Genomic DNA, 18,841 nt, shown 5'->3' on the forward strand with positions numbered 1-18,841 from the left:
ATCAGTCCCTTGCCAGCATGACCATGACTTGCGGCTTTTTACCCGACCAGCGTTGCGCCGCGCGCCGCGCCGCAAGCCGGGCAGCCTCGGTCACTTCCGCCGGATCGGCAGCCGCCTTGCCTTTGAGTTTTCTAACAGCAGTGGCCACGTCGGCTTCCGCTTCGGTGACGAAATCACCGTAATCCTCCACCAGCGGCAAGCCGAGTCCACTGACCTGTGCCTGCCCCCCGCCATCGAGGGACACCATCACGACCCCGTTATGGGCCAGCCTCCGGCGCATCACGATGGCCTCGCCGTTGGCCGGCACGATCATGTCACCGTCCAGCACGAGGCGCCCGGATTCGACCCGGGCAATCCGCTCAGGCTTTCCGGGGGCGAGCCGGACAATATCACCATTCTTCTGGACGACATTGTGGGGAATCCCGTGCGCCCGCCCAACTCGCGCCTGTTCCTGCATGTGGCGCATCTCGCCATGGACCGGCACGAGGATCTCGGGCCTGAGCCAACCGTAAAGCGCTTCAAGCTCGGGGCGTCCGGGATGGCCCGAAACGTGGATGGCCGACTGGCGATCTGTCACCATGACAATGCCGCGCTCGGCAAGCTGGTTCTGGATCCGGCCAATCGCCAGCTCATTTCCGGGTATCTGGCGGCTTGAGAACAAGACAACGTCACCTGCCACCAGATCGATCTGATGGCTGCTGTCGGCGATGCGGGCCAGGGCCGCACGCGGCTCTCCCTGCCCGCCAGTTGCCAGGATCAGCACTTCCCCGCGTGGCAGGCCCATGGCCGTATCGAAATCGACTGTTTCGGGAAAATCGGCCAGATAGCCGTTGTCCTGTGCCACTTCGATGATGCGATCGAGCGAGCGCCCGGCAACGCAGAGCTGCCGCCCTGTTTCCCGCGCAACTTCACCAAGGGTCTGGAGACGGGCGACGTTCGAGGCAAAGGTCGTCACCAGCACACGCCGCCCCGTGTGGAGGCGCACCTCGTCCATCAGCGCCTGATAAACAGCTCCCTCCGAACCGCTGGCTTCGGGGTTGAAGACATTGGTGGAATCGCACACCAGCGCCAGCACGCCCTCGTCACCAATCGCGACGAGTTCCTCTTCGGTCGCCGGCACGCCGACAATCGGATCTTCGTCCAGCTTCCAGTCACCGGTGTGGAACACCCGGCCATAGGGCGTGTCGATTACCAGGGCGTTGCCCTCGGCAATCGAGTGCGCCAACGGGATATAGCGGACGGTGAAATCGCCGAGGCGAATGGTGCCGTGATCATCCTCGATCACATGCAGTTTGACCCGCCCGGCCAACCCGGCCTCTGCCAGCTTGCGCTTGACCAGATCGGCCGTGAACGGGGTGGCATAGAGTGGCACGCCAAGCTCTTCCGCGAAGTAGGGTACCGCCCCGATGTGATCCTCATGGGCATGGGTCAGCACAATCCCCAGAAGATCTTTCCGCCGGTCCTCGATGAAAGCCAGGTCAGCAAAGACCAGTTCGGTGCCGGGATATTCGTTGGCACCGAATGTCATGCCAAGATCCACCATCAGCCACTTGCCGTTGCAGCCATAGAGATTGACGTTCATCCCGATCTCGGCGCTGCCGCCCAGTGCGAGGAACAGCAGTTCTTTTTCGGGGGTGAAATCCTTTTTCATCGGGCGGCCCGCTCAGCAAGGATTGCGAGCCCGTCCAGTGTCAGGTCGGCATCAACGGCGCCGAACATCCGGGTGTGCTTGTCAAACAGGATCGCCAGCCCACCGGTGGCAATGACCATTGCAGGGCGGCCGATCTGCTGGCGCATCCGCTCGATCAGCCCCTCCATCATGGCGATATAGCCCCAGAATACGCCGATCAGCATCTGGTCCTCGGTGTTGCGCCCCATCACGCTGTCGCTCTCGGGGGAGCGGATCGCGATGCGCGGAAGTTTGGCCGTATTGCCGACCAACGCGTCGAGCGACAGGTTGATCCCCGGCGCGATGATCCCGCCCTTGTATGCGCCGTTGAAATCGACCGCATCGAAGGTCGTTGCCGTGCCGAAGTCGACCACGATCTTGTCACCGGGATACTTTTCATGCGCTGCAATGGTGTTGAGCGCACGGTCCGCTCCCAGTGAGCGGGGTTCGTCCACGTCGATCAGGAAACCCCATTCAGCGGCTCCCTCGCCTGCAATCAGCGGCGTGATGGAGAAATACTTCTCGGCGAGAACGGTAAGGTTATGGATCGCCCGCGGCACCACCGATCCGATGATGATCTGCGTCACATCGGTCCGTGCAAATCCCTCAATCTGGAGCAGTTGCAGAAGCCAGACCGCATACTCGTCTCCGGTGCGCCTCGGGTCGGTCGCAATCCGCCAGCGCGCCTTGATCTCGCGCCCCCCTTTGCCATCCATGGCGTACAGGGCGAAAACCACATTCGTGTTCCCGACATCGGCGGCAAGCAACATTATTCAGGTTCCTTGGTCTGCGATCATGACATCGCCAGCGTGGATAGGACGGGTGGCACCATTGGGCAGAAGGAGCAAGAGCGAGCCGTCCTCCGCCAGCCCTGCAACCTTGCCATCCACCGCAACTGCGGTTCCGTCGTGAACTTTGAGCGGTGTGCCTTTGGGCAGTCCTGCAGCCTGCCATCGCCGCAACAAGGGCTCCAGGCCATAGGTGCGCCATCGCTCCAGTTCCCGAGCGAACATGCCTGCCAGCGAGCCAGCGAACAGATTGCGGTCAGGAGCCGGCCCGAACGCGGCGAACGACAGCGTCTCGCGATCGGGCAGGTCCGGAGCCTCTGCCAGATTGACACCGATACCGACGACGACCGCATCCCCCTGCCCTTCCAGCAGGATACCGGCAAGCTTGGCCTTCATGTAAAGCAGATCGTTGGGCCACTTGAGGTGCAGACGACTGGCGTCAGGCACGAGCGGCACGGTTGCTTCGTGCAACGCCATGCCTGCGAGCAAGGCGAGCGTCGGCGCAGGCGGATCGCCCGGAAGGCGATGGACCACGGTCGAACCCATGAAATTACCCAGGCCACCGTTCCATCGCCGCCCCTGGCGGCCCCTGCCAGCAGTCTGCCGATCGGCAACCAGCCACTGGCCTTCGGCAATGCGCTCACCTGCCTTCAGTCTTTCAAGCAGGTCACTGTTGGTCGATCCGGTTTCGGCGATGTACTCAATCAAACCGGCAACCTCGGGTCCGCAGAAGCATCAAGGTAGCAGGAACAACGCACTGGCTGCCTTGTCGGCCAGATCGCCAAGGGAACGATTGAGAAGGTAACCGAGCGGCGAGACGATCACGGTCGTGATGATCAGCACAGTCCAGTGCGCCCTGGTGCTATCGGCAACCGTCGCGTCGGAGGGAGCGTCGAAGAACATGACTTTGACGAACTTGATGTAGTAGAATGCACCGATCACGCTTGCTGCCACCCCGATGGCGGCCAGCAGGACCAGGTCTGCCTCGATTGCCGCCTGGAACACCACGAACTTGCCCCAGAAGCCGAACAGGGGCGGAATTCCGGCCAGGCTGAACATCATGGCGAGCAGGCACCACGCCAGCGCAGGGCGCTTTGCCGAGAGGCCTGCAATGTCATCGAAGGTTTCAAGCGCGCGGCCATCGTTGTCATAGAGCATCATCAGCGCGACGAAGCTGCCCAGTGTCATTGCGACATAGATTGCCAGATAGACGAACATCGCGCTGGCTCCCGCTGCATTGGCGGCAGCAAGGCCAATCAGGATGAAGCCGACGTTGTTGATCGAGGAATAGGCCAGCAACCGCTTCAGGTTGTTCTGCCCGATGGCACCAAGTGCGCCCACGACGATTGAGGCAAGAGCGGCAAAGATGACGACCTGCCGCCATGCATCGACCTGGCTGCCAAATGCGTCCATTGCCACGCGAGCGGTTAGCGCCACAGCCGCCACCTTGGGGGCGGTAGCAAAGAAGGTCGTGACCGGGGTGGGCGCGCCTTCGTAAACGTCCGGCGTCCACATATGGAAGGGCACGGCCGAGATCTTGAAAGCGAGGCCCGCCAGCACAAAGATCACGCCAAACAGCATGCCGTTCGACATCTCGCCTTCGAGCGCCACCCGCAGGCCGGCGAAGCTGGTGGTTCCGCCAAATCCGTAGAGCAGGCTGATGCCGTAAAGCAGGATGCCGCTGGCCAGTGCGCCGAGCACGAAATATTTCAGGCCCGCCTCGGCGGAGCGGCTGTCATTGCGGAGGTAGGCCGCCAGCACATAAGCGGCGAGGCTGTTGAGCTCCAGCCCGAGGTAGAGCGTCAGCAGGTCGCTGGCCGAGACCATGAGGCTCATGCCCAGTGTCGCCAGAAGCACCAGCACCGGGTATTCGGGCTTCATCGCCTTGAGGCGCCCAAACCAGTGCGGCGCGACGACAAGACAGCCGATGGCGGCGAGGTAGATGAGCGCTTTGGCGAAGCCCGCGAAGGCGTCTGCGCGAATGAGGTCTCCGAATGCGTAGGTCTCGGGGCCGACCTTGCCAAGGTGCAGCACCGGCCAGAGGAGCATCCCAGCGCCGAACAGCGCGGTTACTGCCAGGATCGTGACAAGGCGGGCGGCCTTGTCGCCGCCCCAGGCCGAAGCGAGCACCAGCAGCAGGCTGGAAACCGCCAGCAGCAGTTCAGGCGCGATCAGCGCAAAAGAGGCTGCGGTGTTCATCAGTGCGCTCCCTCTTTTCCGGTCTCGTGCGGCAGGGGCGCAACCGCATTGGCGGCCTCCGAACGTGCCTCCCCGGCGGCAAGCCGGGCATCGCCTTCAGGCGCAGCACGCGCCACGCGCGCTTCAAGTGAGGCAATGTCCTTGCGCATGGGAGCGAGGAAGCTCTCCGGATAGACACCCATCCACAGTACGGCAGCGGCGATCGGGGCGAGCATGGCCCATTCGCGGGCGTTGAGATCGGTCATCGCCGCAGCGTCAGCGTTCTTCTGCACGCCGAAAGCAACCCGCCAGTAGAGATAGAGCATGTAAGCTGCGCCCAGAATGATGCCGGTGGTGCACACCAGCGTGACCCAGCTGGAAACCTGATAGATCCCGGCAAGGCTGAGAAATTCTCCGACGAAACCGCTGGTGCCCGGCAGGCCGATGCTGGCCATGGTGAACAGGAGGAAGAACAGCGCATACTTCGGCATGTTGATGCTGAGGCCCCCGTAGCGGCTGATCTCGCGGGTGTGCAGCCGGTCGTAGATTATGCCGACACACAGGAACAACGCCCCCGATACAAGGCCGTGGCTCAGCATGACAATCATTGAGCCTTCGAGCCCCTGCACATTGAAGGCGAACAGGCCGATGGTCACGATCGCCATGTGCGCAACCGATGAATAGGCAATCAGCTTCTTCATGTCCTGCTGCACCAGAGCAATCAGGCTGGTTACCACGACCGCGATCATGCTGAGCGCGAACACCAGCCAGGCAAACTGCGCGCTCGCTTCGGGGAACATCGGCAGGCTGAACCGGATGAAGCCATAGCCACCCATCTTCAGCAGCACACCGGCGAGGATGACCGAGCCGGCAGTCGGCGCCTGCACGTGGGCGTCAGGCAGCCAGGTGTGGACCGGCCACATCGGCATTTTCACCGCAAAGCTGGCGAAGAATGCGAGCCACAGCCAGGTCTGCACTTCCGGCGCGAAGTCGTACTGCATCAGCGTGGGGATATCGGTCGTGCCCGCCTCATTGACCATCCACAGCATCGCCACGAGCATCAACAGCGAACCAAGCAGGGTATAGAGGAAGAACTTGTAGCTGGCGTAGATGCGGTCTGCCCCGCCCCAGATGCCGATGATCAGGTACATCGGGATCAGGCCGGCTTCGAACATGATGTAGAACAGGAACAGGTCCTGCGCCGAAAACACGCCGATCATCAGCGTTTCCATTACGAGGAACGCGGCCATGTATTCGCCGACGCGCTTCTGGACCGCTTCCCAGCTGGCCAGGATGCAGATCGGCATCAGGAACACGCTGAGCACGATCAGGAGCAGCGCAATCCCGTCAATGCCGAGCGCGTAGGTGAATCCGGCGAACAGGTCGGCCCGCTCGGTGAACTGCCACTGGGCCCCGCCGATGTCATAGTTGACCCACAGCAGGATGCCGAGCGCAAGGTTGACCAGCGTCGCTGCCAGCGCCGTTAAGCGCGCCTGCGGGGCGCTCAGGAACAGGCAGGCAATCGCCGCAACAAGCGGCACCGCCAGCATGACGGACAGGATGGGAAAGCCCCCCATTACATCAGCACCCAGGTAATCGCGGCGATCAGGCCCAGCAGCATGATCAGCGCATAGCTATAGAGATATCCGGACTGGACCTTCTTCGCGAGGGCCGCACCCTGCACCACCAGCGAAGCCACGCCATCGGGTCCGAAGCGGTCAATCAAGCCCTTGTCGCCCTTTTGCCAGAAGATCCGGCCGAACCAGAAAGCAGGTTTCACGAACAGCAGGTCGTAAAGTTCATCGAAGTACCACTTGTTGAACACGAACCGGTGGACGAAGCTGAACTGCTCGACAAACTTGGCCGGGATAGAGGTATCCTTGATATACGCCAGCCACGCTCCGAACAGGCCAAGCAGCATGACGAACGTGGCCGTCAGCTTGACCCAGTAAGGCACGGCATGGAGCCGGTGGATCAGGTTCTCGTTGTAGAAGATCGAACCTGCCCAGAACGCCTCGCTGTCGATGAAGGCGTCCTTGAACACAAACCCTGCGAATACCGCCCCAAGGGTCAGCACGCCGAGCGGCACGAGCATCGACCACGGGCTCTCATGCGGATGATATCCGGCCGTGCCGTCGGATTCCTGCGGCGAAGGGACTGAATGGGTCACGTCCTGTCCCGCATCTTCCTGGCGCGGCGGATTGTGTTCGTGGGGATCATCATGTCCATGCGCCACGGCGTGCTGGATGTGCTCGCTCAGCGCCCAGCGGGGCTTGCCCCAGAACGTCAGGAACATCAGGCGCCAGCTGTAAAAGCTCGTGAGCAGGGCAGCGACCGCACCGGCCCAGAAGGCAAAGTGCGCCAGCCCGGTTTCGCGGGCGTAGGCCGCCTCGAGAATGGCATCCTTCGAATAGAAACCCGCAAAGCCGAACACGTAGAGTACGCCAACGCCCGTAATGGCGAGCGTACCCGCAAGCATCGCCCAGAAGGTCAGCGGGATGTGCTTACGCAGGCCTCCATAATACCGCATGTCCTGCTCATGGTGCATCGCATGGATGACCGAGCCTGCGCCCAGGAACAACAGAGCCTTGAAGAAGGCATGGGTAAACAGGTGGAACATGGCCGCGCCATATGCGCCCACACCAGCTGCGAAAAACATGTAGCCGAGCTGCGAGCAGGTCGAATAGGCGATGACCCGCTTGATGTCCCACTGTGTGGTGCCGATGGTCGCCGCGAAGAAGCAGGTTGCAGCGCCCACGAACACCACCATGCCGAGCGCGACCGGTGCGGTCTCGAACATCGGCGAGAGGCGGCACACCATGAACACGCCGGCGGTCACCATGGTCGCAGCGTGGATCAGTGCGGAGACCGGGGTTGGGCCCTCCATTGCGTCAGGCAGCCAGGTGTGCAGGCCGAGCTGCGCTGATTTGCCCATCGCGCCGATGAACAGCAGGATGCACAGCACGTCCATCGTCGCGAGGCGATAGCCGAGGAAGCCGATCGTACTGCCGCTCATCGCCGGGGCCGCTTGGAGGATTTCGGTGATCGAGGTCGTCTGGAACACCAGATAGGTGCCGAAAATCCCGAGCATGAAACCAAGGTCGCCGACGCGGTTGACCACGAAGGCCTTCATCGCCGCCTTGTTGGCGCTCGGCTTCCGGAACCAGAACCCGATCAGCAGGTAGCTGGCAAGGCCCACCCCTTCCCAACCGAAGAACATCTGAACGAGGTTATCGGCGGTCACCAGCATCAGCATGGCGAAGGTGAACAGGCTGAGGTAGGCGAAAAACCGGGGCTGGTCCGGGTCTTCGTCCATGTAACCCCAGCTGTAGAGGTGGACGAGCGCGGAAACGCTGTTGATGACCACCAGCATGACCGCCGTCAGCGTGTCGACCCGCAGCGCCCAGTCAAAGCTGAGCGTGCCGGACTGGACCCACTTGAGCACAGGCACCACAGTCGCCTGCTCGCTTCCGCTGAGGAACCCGAGGAAGATCGGCCAGCTCAGCGCGCACGAGATGAACAGCGTGCCAGTGGTGATCGACTTGGCGACCGTATTGCCGAGCGCACGGTTGCCCAGCCCCGCCACAATTGCAGCGAGCAGGGGCAGGAATACGATTATCAGGATCGAGGTCGAGGTCACGTCCGTCACCCTTTCAGCCGGTCGACGTCGTCAACCGCGATGGTGCCGCGATTGCGGAAATAGATCACCAGGATGGCAAGGCCGATGGCTGCTTCGCCCGCCGCCACCGTCAGCACGAACATCGCGAACACCTGGCCCACCAGATCGCCGAGGAAGGCGCTGAAGGCCACCAGGTTGAGGTTCACGCTGAGCAGGATCAGCTCGATCCCCATCAGGATGATGATCACGTTCTTCCGGTTGAGGAAGATGCCGAGCACGCCCAGCACGAACAGGATCGCGCTGACGACGAGGTAATGTTCGATCCCGATCACAGCTCGACCCCCTGCCCCACGGTGGGCTGCTTCATCACTATGGCCTCTTCCGGATTGCGAGAGACCTGGCGGGAGATGTTCTGGCTTCCCCGCGCGCTCTTGGGCGGACGATGGGTCAGCACGATGGCCCCGATCATCGCCACCAGCAGGATCATGCCGGCCACTTCGAACAGGATCAGGTAGCGGCCATACATCAGGGCGCCGAGGCTGGCCGTGTTGCTCATCCCCTCCACCGGAGCGGCCAGGCCATCCGGCGTGCCAAGCGCCAGTGACCCTGCCTGATAGGCACCGATCCCCAGCACTAGCTCCGCCAGCAGCACCAGCGCAATTGCGATGCCGAGCGGGAAATTCTTGATGAATCCGGCGCGCAGTTCGGCGAAATCGATGTCGAGCATCATCACCACGAACAGGAACAGCACTGCGACTGCGCCGACGTAGACGATCACCAGCAGCATGGCGATGAACTCGGCGCCGACGAGCACCATCAGGCCGGCGGCGTTGAAGAACGCGAGGATCAGCCACAGCACCGAGTGGACCGGGTTCCGCGCGGTGATGACGAACACCGCGCTGGCGATCATCATCACCGCGAAGAGGTAAAAGGCGAATGTCTGGATCATAGTGTCATAGCGTCCTGGGCGCGGCCCCTAACGGTAGGGCGCATCGGCTTCAAGGTTGGCAGCGATGGCACGCTCCCACTTGTCCCCGTTGGCCAGCAGTTTCGCCTTGTCGTAGAGCAGTTCCTCGCGCGTTTCCGTCGCGTATTCGAAGTTCGGCCCCTCGACGATGGCATCGACCGGACAGGCTTCCTGGCAGAAACCGCAGTAGATGCACTTGGTCATGTCGATGTCATACCGCGTGGTGCGGCGGCTGCCATCTTCGCGCGGTTCGCTCTCGATGGTGATCGCCTGCGCCGGGCACACCGCCTCGCACAGCTTGCACGCGATGCAGCGCTCTTCTCCATTGGGATAGCGGCGCAGCGCATGCTCCCCGCGGAAACGGGGCGACAGCGGGTTCTTCTCGAACGGATAGTTGATCGTCACCTTGGGCTTGAAGAAGTACTTCAGCGTGAGGGCGTGCGCCTTCACGATCTCCCACAGGGTGAACGACTTGATGAACTGGGCGACCGAGGTCATGCAGCGGCTCCATAGTGGCCGGTGGCCATGAGATAGCCAGAGACGAGGACGACGAAGAGGAGGCTCAGCGGCAGGAACACCTTCCACCCGAGCCGCATCAGCTGATCGTAGCGGTAGCGGGGAACCGTCGCCATGACCCAGCTGAACAGGAAGAAGAAGAACAGGATCTTGCCGAACAGCCAGACGATGCCCGGGATGTCGAACCACGGGATCAGATCGATATCGAGCGGCGGAAGCCAACCGCCGAAGAACAGCAGCGCGTTGAGCGTGCACATCAGCAGGATGTTGGCATATTCGCCCAGCCAGAACAGCGCGAAGGCCATCGAGCTGTATTCGGTCTGGTAACCGGCCACGAGCTCGCTTTCCGCCTCGGTCAGGTCAAACGGCACGCGCTGCGTTTCCGCCAGGCAGGAGATAAAGAACATCACCCACATCGGGAACAGCAGCAGGTTGAAGACGTAGCCGTTGACGATCCCGAACCCGTGGCCGCGCTGCGCCTCGACGATTTCGCTGAGGTTGAACGTGCCCGCCCACAGGACCACGCAGATCAGGATGAACCCGATCGAGACTTCATAGGAAATCATCTGCGCGGCAGCGCGCATGGCGGAGAAGAAGGGGTACTTTGAGTTCGATGCCCACCCGCTCATCACCACGCCGTAAACCGACAGCGAGCTGATCGCGAGAATGTAGAGCAGGCCGACGTTGATGTCTGCCAGCACCACCCCTGCGTCGAACGGGACCACCGCCCAGGCGGCCAGTGCCACGATGAAAGTGACGATCGGGGCGAGGATGAAGATGCCCTTGTTCGCCGCGCTGGGGATGATGGTTTCCTGCAGGAACACCTTGATCCCGTCGGCAAACGACTGGAGCAGGCCGAACGGCCCGACCACGTTCGGCCCGCGCCGCAGGTTGATCGCGGCCCAGACCTTGCGGTCCATGTAGATGATCATCGCCACCGCAGCCATCAGTGGCAAGGCGATGATGAGGATGCCGGAGACGGTGGCAACGGCCCATGCCCATTCGTAGGACATGCCGAGAGACTGGAAGAACCGGGTCATTCCGCAGCCTCCGCAATGTCTTCCCCGTGGAGCAGTTCGGCCGAGCAGCGCTGCATCACCGCGCTGGCGCGGGCGATCGGGTTGGTGAGGTAGAAGTCCTTGATCGGATAACCTTCGATCACATCTTCCACCTTGGTCTTCGCATTCCCCTTGGGCAGCGCGCCATAATTAGCGAGCCCCTCTTCGCCGAGCGCAGGCACTTCAGCGATCATCGCGGCCTGCAATTGGTCAAAGCTGTCGAAACCGACAGTCACGCCCAGCGCATCTGCCAGCGCGCGCAGGATCGTCCAGTCTTCGCGCGCGTCACCCGGCGCGAACACGGCCTTCTCGGCGAACTGCACCCGGCCTTCGGTGTTGACGTAAGTCCCGTCTTTCTCGGCAAAGCTGGCAGCGGGGAGGACAATGTCCGCCGCGTGCGCGCCCTTGTCGCCGTGGTGGCCGATGTAGACCTTGAGGCTGCCGGTAAAGGCCGACCAGTCGACTTCATCCGCGCCCAATGCCAGCACCACCTTGGGCGAGGCCTTGGCGATGTCGCCAATTCCGCCAGCTTGCGCATATCCTAGCATCAACCCGCCCATGCGGCTCGCCGCCATGTGGAGGACGTTGAACCCGTTCCAATCGTCACGGACCAGTTTGAGCTTGTCGGAGAGCGCCAGGCACGCACCCAGTGCGCCCTTGGCCAGCCCCGCCCCGCCGAGGATCAGCGCTGGCCGCTCGGCGCCCTTGAACGCTTCCGTCACGTCCTTGGGCAGCTTGCCCAGCACCGAAAGATCGTTGCCCAGGAACGTCACCGGATAGGTCGGTTCCCATTCAGGGCCGACGATGAACACCTTCGCCCCGCGCTTGGCCGCCTTGCGCAGGCGGACATTGACCAGTGGCGCTTCCCAGCGGACATGGCTGCCGACGATCAGGATCGCGTCAGCCGTCTCGATACCGGCGAAAGTGCTGTTGAAGTTGACCGCAGCGAGATTGCCGGTCTCGTAGGCAAGGCCGGTCTGGCGCCCTTCGAGCAGGTCGGACCCCATCGCCCGCAGCAGGGCTTTGGCGGCGAACATCGTCTCGCAATCGACCAGATCGCCTGCAATCGCAGCGATACTGGCACCGGGCTTAGCGCCCGCAATGGTCTTGAAGGCTTCGTCCCAGCTCGCGGGCTGGAGCTTGCCAGCGTTGCGGATCCACACCTTGTCGAGCCGCCGCGCGCCGAGCCCGTCGACCATGTAGCGGCCCTTGTCGGAGAGCCACTCTTCGTTCACGTCGTCGTTGACGCGGGGCAGCGCGCGCATCACTTCGCGCCCGCGGCTGTCGAGGCGGATGTTTGCGCCCACCGCATCGCTCACGTCGATGCTCAGTGTCTTCTTCAGTTCCCACGGCCGCGCCTCGAAGGCATAGGGGCGCGAGGTCAGTGCGCCGACCGGGCACAGGTCGATCACATTGGCCGAAAGCTCATGCGCCGCCGCCTGTTCGAGATAGGTGGTGATCTGCATGTCTTCGCCGCGATAGAGCGCGCCGATTTCGTCCACGCCCGCGATTTCCTCGCTGAAGCGGACGCAGCGGGTGCAGTGGATGCAGCGGGTCATGATCGTCTTGATCAGCGGGCCCATGTACTTCTCGGTGACGGCGCGCTTGTTTTCCTCGTAGCGGCTGCCGCCCCGGCCATAGGCCACGGCCTGGTCCTGCAGGTCACATTCACCGCCCTGGTCGCAGATCGGGCAGTCGAGCGGGTGGTTGATGAGGAGGAACTCCATCACCCCTTCGCGCGCGGCCTTCACCATCGGCGTGTCGGTGCGGATTTCCTGTCCCTCGGTGGCGGGCAGCGCACAGCTCGCCTGCGGCTTGGGCGGCCCGGGCTTTACCTCGACCAGGCACATGCGGCAGTTGCCGGCAATGCTCAGCCGTTCATGATAGCAAAAGCGAGGGATTTCCTTCCCCGCCAGCTCGCAGGCCTGCAGGACAGTGGCCCCGTTGGGGACCTCGATTTCCTGGCCGTCGACAGTAACCTTAGGCATCGTTTTCCACCTTCTGGGCGGCAAGCAGGCGATAAGAGGCGGTTGCCAACATCGAGCGCAGGCCGAGCGCGGAGGCTTCCAGCTTGCCCTTCTCGCCCGAGCAAATGTCCGCAACTGGCTGGAGCTCGGCCAAAGCTGCGCGTTCTTCCTTGCTGGCGACTTCGGTCGTGAGGGCAGCAGCCACCATGTGCGGCGCACCGCGGGCAATGCACATGGCCACGCCGTCAGTCCACGAATAGCTGGCTGCGGCCGGGCCGAGCGCGGCCATGGACAGCCGCTTCAGCAGCGACTCCTGGTCCTGCTCCAGCATTTCTTCGGCCAGCGCACCTGCGAACGGCAGGTTGCCCATCCGCATCCGCCCGGAAAGGCCGACCTTGCGGGCACAGCCTTCGTTGTCACGCGACAGGTTGCGCAGGCCATTGCGGTACTCGGTCGTGCGGAAATCTCGCACCAGCACATCGGAGACCTTGGCCGGGCTGGCAGCGACCACGCATTCGGCAAAACTGGCCATGGTGCGTCGCGCCTTTTGCTCGTCCTCGGGCACTACCGGCGCATCGCCGCGACCCATTTCCCGCTCGGGGTTGGGCCACGGGGCAGGAAACGGCTCGGGCTGCTGCTGCGCCGGGGGCGCCGCCTGCAAGGCCAGCAGGAGAGACGCGAGGATCATTCTGCCGCCTCTTCGTATTCTGGCGCAAACTGCGCGTTATGCTCGTGAATGCGCCGCTCCAGCTCAGGCCGGAAGTGACGGATCAGGCCCTGGATCGGCCACGCCGCCGCATCGCCCAGCGCACAGATGGTGTGGCCTTCGACCTGCTTGGTAACCTGCTGCAGCATGTCGATTTCCTCGATCGCCGCGTCGCCGGTACGCAGGCGCTCCATCATGCGCCACATCCAGCCCGTGCCTTCACGGCAGGGGGTGCATTGGCCGCAGCTTTCGTGCTTGTAGAAGTAGCTGAGCCGCGAAATCGCGCGGACGATGTCGGCCGACTTGTCCATCACGATCACTGCCGCTGTACCAAGCCCGGAGCCGACATCCTTCAGCCCGTCGAAGTCCATCGGGGCGTCCATGATCTGCGCCGCCGGAACCAGAGGCACGGAGGACCCGCCGGGGATCACCGCCAGCAGGTTGTCCCACCCGCCGGTAATGCCGCCGCAATGCTTCTCGATCAGTTCGCGGAACGGGATGCTCATCGCTTCCTCTACCACGCAGGGCTTGTCCACGTGCCCGCTGATCTGGAATAGCTTGGTGCCCTTGTTGTTCTCGCGCCCGAAGCTGGAGAACCAGGTCGCGCCCCGCCGCAGGATCGTGGGGACGACCGCGATGCTCTCGACGTTGTTGACCGTGGTCGGGCAGCCATAGAGGCCAGCGCCGGCCGGGAACGGCGGCTTGAGGCGCGGCTGGCCCTTCTTGCCTTCGAGGCTTTCTATCATCGCGGTCTCTTCGCCGCAGATATAGGCGCCCGCGCCTCGATGCATGAACACGTCGAAGTCGTAACCGGACTTGGCCGCATTCTTGCCCAGCAATCCCGCCGCATAGGCTTCGTCGATCGCCGCCTGAAGCGTCTCGGCCTCGCGGATATATTCGCCGCGAATGTAGATGTAGGCAGCCCGCGCGCGCATCGCGAACCCGGCGACCAGCGCGCCTTCGATCAGCTTGTGCGGATCGTGGCGGATGATCTCACGGTCCTTGCAACTGCCCGGCTCGGACTCGTCGGCGTTGATGACCAGAAAGCTGGGGCGGCCGTCCTTGCTTTCCTTGGGCATGAACGACCACTTGAGGCCGGTCGGAAAGCCCGCCCCGCCCCGTCCGCGCAGGCCGGAGGCCTTGACCTCGTCAATGATCTTGTCCTGCCCGAGCGCGATCAGGGCCTTGGTGTTATCCCAGTCCCCACGCGCCTGCGCCTCTTTCAGGTTCCAGGGCTGGAACCCGTAGAGGTTGGTGAAGATGCGGTCTTTGTCCTGAAGGCTCACTAACCATTCCCTCCCGACTTGTTGCGGGCAAAAACCCCGAACCCGCCGAACAGGAAGCCGAGGATCAACCAAACGACCCAGTCATCGCCTTGCAGGAATTTGAAGGCCGCAAGGGCAAGAAAGATGATGCCGACCACCGGCAAACCCTTTTTACCGATTTCGCCCATCACCATTCCCCCCGGTAATCATGGTTGGCATCGACCATCGCCTTGAGCGTGCTCAGCGCGCCCGCCGGTTCGCTGGTGTGGCGGCCCGGCTCCTGCGTGCCTGCCTTCGGCGTCTGCCCGCTGGCAAGCGCATCGAGCACTGCATCGAGCCGCTCAGGAGTCAGGTCTTCATAATTGTCGTCGTTGATCTGGACCATCGGCGCGGTGGCGCAATTGCCCATGCATTCGACTTCGGTGAGTGTCCACAGCCCATCGGCGGAGACATGGCCCTTGCTCATCCCGCGCTTCTTGCAGGTGTCGAACAGCGCGTCCGAGCCGCGCAGCATGCACGGGGTGGTGCCGCACACCTGCACGTGGAATTTGCCCACCGGACGCAGGTTGTACATGAAATAGAACGTCGCGACTTCGAGCACCCGGATCACCGGCATGTCGAGATACTTGGCGACATATTCGATCACCGGCAGCGGCAGCCAGCCCTGCGTATCGGTCTCGGCGCCGACCTGTCGCTGGGCGAGATCGAGCAGCGGCATTACCGCGCTTTTCTGGCGGCCTTCGGGATACTTGGCGATGTGCCAGTCGGCCTTCGCACGGTTTTCGTCCGTCCACGCGAAAGAACCCCAGCGGGCGCGCAGTTCGGGAGTATCGGGTGCGGGGGAACGGTCAGCCATTGTCGTTTTTCTTCTTCAGCGAGGCGGCCACCGCGATGAGCGATGAGCCGATGGCAATATTGGCCGCTCCGATCACCACATTGCCGATAATGAACATGACGACAGCCGATACGAAGAGGACAATCGAAAACCCGATCAGCAATCCGTGCATTTGCTCCTTATTCACCGGTCACACTCCCCGAACACCACATCGATTGCGCCGAGGATGGCCGTCGCGTCGGGCAGCATGTGACCCTTGCTCATCATGTCCATTGCCTGGAGGTGGCTGAACGCGGTCGGTCGGATCTTGCAGCGGTAGGGTTTGTTCGACCCATCCGACACCAGATAGACTCCGAATTCGCCCTTGGGGCTTTCGGTCGCCACGTAGACTTCACCCGCAGGCACGTGGAAGCCTTCGGTGTAGAGCTTGAAGTGGTGGATAAGCGCTTCCATGCTCTGCTTCATCTCGCCGCGCTTTGGGGGCGAGACTTTTCCATCGGTGCTCGCAATCGGACCGCTGGGCATTTGCGCCAAGCACTGCTTGATGATCTTCGCGCTCTCGTAGACTTCCTTCACGCGGACCATGAAGCGGTCGTAACAGTCCGAATTGGTGCCGACGGGAATGTCGAACTCCATCCGGTCGTAAACGTCGTAGGGCTGGCTCTTGCGCAGGTCCCACGGGATCCCAGCGGCGCGGATCATCGGGCCGGAGAAGCCCCAGGCAAGCGCGTCTTCCTTGCTCACCACCGCGATATCGACATTGCGCTGCTTGAAGATGCGGTTGTCGACCACCAGGCTCATCGCGTCGCCGAACAGTTCTGGCAGGCGCGTGTCGACCCAGTGGCCGATGTCGACCAGCACCTTCTCGGGAATGTCCGTGTGCACACCGCCGGGGCGGAACCAGGCCGCGTGCATCCGAGCGCCGGAAACGCGCTCATAGAAGTTCATGCAGTCTTCGCGCAGCTCGAACATCCACAGGTTGGGCGTCATCGCGCCCACGTCCATCACGTGCGCGCCAAGGTTCAGCATGTGGTTCTTGATGCGCGTGAGTTCCGCCATCAGCACCCGCAGGTATTGCGCCCGCAGCGGCACCTCGATGTTGAGCAGCTTCTCCACCGCCAGAACGTAGGAATGCTCCATGCACAACGGGCTGCAGTAATCGAGCCGGTCGAAATAGGGCAGCGCCTGCAGGTAGGTCTTGTGCTCGATCAGCTTCTCGGTGCCGCGGTGGAGCAGGCCGACATGGCAGTCGATCCGTTCAATGATCTCGCCATCCAGCTCCATCACCATGCGCAGAACGCCGTGCGCGGCCGGGTGCTGCGGGCCGAAGTTGATCGTGTAGTTGGTGATCACCTCGTCGCCGGTGGTGGGCGACTGTTCGAGCTGGAGGCTCATGACGCCTCTCCCTTGGGCTTGCGGGTGCGCGGCTTGGCAGCGGGTTTGGTGGCTGCCTTGGTGTCCTTCGTGGTGCCCTTGCGCGGGGCACGCTTGGGCCGGCTTTCGGTCGGCTCGGGCGCGTGCGGCTCTTCCGTGGAATCCTTTTCCGCAGGCGCGCCGGAAGAAACCTTTTCTGCCGCCTTGGCGTCAGTCTTGGCGCCGGCGCCGGTGTCGGACGGCTTCTCGGTGGTCTTGGGTTCGGCGACCGGCGGCATGGTGGCTTTCTCGTCACCCGGCAGGACGTAATCCGCGCCCTCCCATGGGCTCATGAAATCGAACTGCCGCAGATCCTGCGCCAGCTGCACCGGTTCGTAGACGACCCGCTTTTCCTCCTCGGAATAGCGCAGTTCGGTATAACCGGTGAGCGGGAAATCCTTGCGGAACGGGTGCCCCTCGAAGCCGTAATCCGTCAGGATGCGGCGCAGATCGGTGTTGCCGGCAAACAGGACGCCATAGAGATCGAACACCTCGCGTTCCAGCCACCCCGCATTCGGCCAGATGGTCGTGACGGTGGGAACCGGCTTATGCTCGGCCGCCGTAACCTTGAGCGTGACCCGGTGATTTCGCGTTACGCTGAGCAGCATGTAGACAACTTCAAACCGCTCGGGCCGGGATGGATAGTCGACCCCGGCAATCTCCATCAGCTGCTGGTATTCATGCTCGTCACGCAACAGGCGCAGCGCATCGTCGATCCGATCACGCACAACGGTGATGACGATCTCGCCGAAGTTCTCGTTCGACGACAATACCATCTCGCCGAGCGCGCTGGTCAGCGCCTCGCGTACGCCTTCGTTGGAGGCGAACCTTGGTGCGGAATGCAGCACGTTCATCGTTCAATCGTTCCCGAGCGGCGGATCTTCCGCTGCAGCTGCATAACGCCATAGAGCAGCGCCTCGGCAGTGGGTGGACAACCGGGGATATAGATGTCCACCGGGACGATCCGGTCACACCCGCGCACCACCGAATAGCTGTAGTGATAATAGCCGCCGCCATTGGCGCAGCTGCCCATCGAGATGACGTACTTAGGGTCCGACATCTGATCGTAGACCTTGCGCAGCGCCGGGGCCATCTTGTTGCACAGCGTACCGGCTACGATCATGACGTCACTCTGGCGCGGGGATGCGCGCGGGGCGACGCCGAACCGCTCCATGTCATAGCGCGGCATGTTGACGTGGATCATCTCCACCGCGCAGCAAGCGAGGCCGAAGGTCATCCACCACAGGCTGCCGGTGCGGGCCCACTGGAACAGGTCCTCGGTGCTGGTGACGAGGAAGCCCTTGTCGTTGACCTCGGTCTGGAGGGCACGGAAATAGTCCGCATCGGGCTGGCGGATCTCGCCGCCCTGCGCCGCTGCGGGAAGCAACTGGTTCACTCCCATTCGAGCGCCCCTTTCTTCCATTCATAAGCGAAGCCGATCGTGAGGATCAGCAGGAACACCATCATGCCGATCCACCCGGTCCAGCCCGTTTCGCCCAGGCTGACCGCCCAGGGGAACAGGAACGCGACTTCGAGGTCGAATATGATGAACAGGATGGCGACGAGGTAGAACTTGACGTCAAACTGGCTGCGCGGCTCCTCGAACGCAGGAAAGCCGCACTCGTACTCGCTGAGCTTGTCAGCAGTCGGGTTATGCGTGCCGGTCAGGCGCGAGACGCCCATCGGCAGGAACACGAACAGGGCCGAAATTCCCGCTGCGATGAACAGGAATATGAGGATCGGCAGATACTGGCTTAGATCGACCACGAACGATTCCCTTGGGGGGCGGAGTTGGGCAAGCCCCTAGGCCTCTCGGCCTGATGGTGCAAGGCCGGGAACGCCGCATTTCCCGCATGATCC

Annotated in this window: 20 protein-coding genes; all 20 read right to left on the reverse strand. The window is 62.7% G+C overall.

Annotation, left to right across the window (positions count from 1 at the left end):
• Window position 1: 1 nt before the first annotated feature.
• From U4960_RS08695 to U4960_RS08790, 20 genes are read right to left on the reverse strand one after another with little or no spacing between them, the layout of a single operon-like run.
• On the reverse strand, window positions 2-1,651 hold the full coding sequence (locus tag U4960_RS08695) for a ribonuclease J (RefSeq protein ID WP_324260260.1): 1,650 nt from the start codon (window positions 1,649-1,651) through the stop codon (window positions 2-4).
• The gene (locus U4960_RS08700) at window positions 1,648-2,439 is read right to left on the reverse strand and encodes a type III pantothenate kinase (protein WP_324260261.1); all 792 of its coding nucleotides are present in this window, start codon (window positions 2,437-2,439) and stop codon (window positions 1,648-1,650) included. The genes U4960_RS08695 and U4960_RS08700 overlap by 4 nt, the downstream gene beginning before the upstream one ends.
• 3 nt (window positions 2,440-2,442) lie before the next feature.
• The gene (locus U4960_RS08705) at window positions 2,443-3,165 is read right to left on the reverse strand and encodes a biotin--[acetyl-CoA-carboxylase] ligase (protein WP_324260262.1); all 723 of its coding nucleotides are present in this window, start codon (window positions 3,163-3,165) and stop codon (window positions 2,443-2,445) included.
• Window positions 3,166-3,192: 27 nt separating this feature from the next.
• Window positions 3,193-4,656: an NADH-quinone oxidoreductase subunit NuoN gene (gene nuoN / locus U4960_RS08710; protein WP_324260263.1), complete on the reverse strand. Its 1,464-nt coding sequence runs from the start codon at window positions 4,654-4,656 to the stop codon at window positions 3,193-3,195.
• Window positions 4,656-6,212 carry an NADH-quinone oxidoreductase subunit M gene (locus tag U4960_RS08715; RefSeq protein WP_324260264.1) on the reverse strand — a complete coding sequence of 519 codons (1,557 nt, stop codon included), beginning with the start codon at window positions 6,210-6,212 and terminating at the stop codon, window positions 4,656-4,658. The genes nuoN and U4960_RS08715 overlap by 1 nt, the downstream gene beginning before the upstream one ends.
• Complete coding sequence (gene nuoL, locus U4960_RS08720; RefSeq protein ID WP_324260265.1) at window positions 6,212-8,275, reverse strand: NADH-quinone oxidoreductase subunit L; 2,064 nt, start codon at window positions 8,273-8,275, stop codon at window positions 6,212-6,214. The genes U4960_RS08715 and nuoL overlap by 1 nt, the downstream gene beginning before the upstream one ends.
• Before the next feature lie 5 nt (window positions 8,276-8,280).
• Window positions 8,281-8,586: an NADH-quinone oxidoreductase subunit NuoK gene (nuoK, locus tag U4960_RS08725; protein ID WP_324260266.1), complete on the reverse strand. Its 306-nt coding sequence runs from the start codon at window positions 8,584-8,586 to the stop codon at window positions 8,281-8,283.
• Window positions 8,583-9,203 (reverse strand): NADH-quinone oxidoreductase subunit J, encoded by a 621-nt coding sequence (locus U4960_RS08730; RefSeq protein WP_324260267.1) that lies wholly within the window; start codon window positions 9,201-9,203, stop codon window positions 8,583-8,585. The genes nuoK and U4960_RS08730 overlap by 4 nt, the downstream gene beginning before the upstream one ends.
• 27 nt (window positions 9,204-9,230) lie before the next feature.
• A complete protein-coding gene (nuoI, locus tag U4960_RS08735; protein WP_324260268.1) occupies window positions 9,231-9,719 on the reverse strand; it encodes an NADH-quinone oxidoreductase subunit NuoI in 489 nt (162 codons plus the stop codon).
• Window positions 9,716-10,777 carry an NADH-quinone oxidoreductase subunit NuoH gene (nuoH, locus tag U4960_RS08740; protein WP_324260269.1) on the reverse strand — a complete coding sequence of 354 codons (1,062 nt, stop codon included), beginning with the start codon at window positions 10,775-10,777 and terminating at the stop codon, window positions 9,716-9,718. Before nuoH ends, nuoI begins: the two co-directional genes overlap by 4 nt.
• Window positions 10,774-12,783, reverse strand: a complete 2,010-nt coding sequence (gene nuoG, locus U4960_RS08745; protein WP_324260270.1) for an NADH-quinone oxidoreductase subunit NuoG — start codon at window positions 12,781-12,783, stop codon at window positions 10,774-10,776. The genes nuoH and nuoG overlap by 4 nt, the downstream gene beginning before the upstream one ends.
• A complete protein-coding gene (locus U4960_RS08750) occupies window positions 12,776-13,450 on the reverse strand; it encodes a hypothetical protein (RefSeq protein ID WP_324260271.1) in 675 nt (224 codons plus the stop codon). Before U4960_RS08750 ends, nuoG begins: the two co-directional genes overlap by 8 nt.
• Window positions 13,447-14,754, reverse strand: a complete 1,308-nt coding sequence (gene nuoF / locus U4960_RS08755; RefSeq protein WP_324260272.1) for an NADH-quinone oxidoreductase subunit NuoF — start codon at window positions 14,752-14,754, stop codon at window positions 13,447-13,449. The genes U4960_RS08750 and nuoF overlap by 4 nt, the downstream gene beginning before the upstream one ends.
• Complete coding sequence (locus U4960_RS08760) at window positions 14,754-14,921, reverse strand: hypothetical protein (RefSeq protein WP_324260273.1); 168 nt, start codon at window positions 14,919-14,921, stop codon at window positions 14,754-14,756. Before U4960_RS08760 ends, nuoF begins: the two co-directional genes overlap by 1 nt.
• Window positions 14,921-15,589: an NADH-quinone oxidoreductase subunit NuoE gene (nuoE, locus tag U4960_RS08765; RefSeq protein WP_324260274.1), complete on the reverse strand. Its 669-nt coding sequence runs from the start codon at window positions 15,587-15,589 to the stop codon at window positions 14,921-14,923. The genes U4960_RS08760 and nuoE overlap by 1 nt, the downstream gene beginning before the upstream one ends.
• Complete coding sequence (locus U4960_RS08770; RefSeq protein ID WP_324260275.1) at window positions 15,582-15,755, reverse strand: hypothetical protein; 174 nt, start codon at window positions 15,753-15,755, stop codon at window positions 15,582-15,584. The genes nuoE and U4960_RS08770 overlap by 8 nt, the downstream gene beginning before the upstream one ends.
• Window positions 15,752-16,963 (reverse strand): NADH-quinone oxidoreductase subunit D, encoded by a 1,212-nt coding sequence (locus U4960_RS08775; RefSeq protein ID WP_324260276.1) that lies wholly within the window; start codon window positions 16,961-16,963, stop codon window positions 15,752-15,754. The genes U4960_RS08770 and U4960_RS08775 overlap by 4 nt, the downstream gene beginning before the upstream one ends.
• Window positions 16,960-17,835, reverse strand: a complete 876-nt coding sequence (locus U4960_RS08780; RefSeq protein WP_324260277.1) for an NADH-quinone oxidoreductase subunit C — start codon at window positions 17,833-17,835, stop codon at window positions 16,960-16,962. The genes U4960_RS08775 and U4960_RS08780 overlap by 4 nt, the downstream gene beginning before the upstream one ends.
• Entirely contained in the window at window positions 17,832-18,383 is a 552-nt protein-coding gene (locus U4960_RS08785) for a NuoB/complex I 20 kDa subunit family protein (protein ID WP_324260278.1), read from the reverse strand. Before U4960_RS08785 ends, U4960_RS08780 begins: the two co-directional genes overlap by 4 nt.
• Window positions 18,374-18,748: an NADH-quinone oxidoreductase subunit A gene (locus U4960_RS08790; protein WP_324260279.1), complete on the reverse strand. Its 375-nt coding sequence runs from the start codon at window positions 18,746-18,748 to the stop codon at window positions 18,374-18,376. The genes U4960_RS08785 and U4960_RS08790 overlap by 10 nt, the downstream gene beginning before the upstream one ends.
• Between the last annotated feature and the right edge of the window lie 93 nt (window positions 18,749-18,841).

It is taken from the genome of Altererythrobacter sp. H2 (assembly GCF_035319885.1).
In the GTDB taxonomy this organism is placed as follows: domain Bacteria; phylum Pseudomonadota; class Alphaproteobacteria; order Sphingomonadales; family Sphingomonadaceae; genus 34-65-8.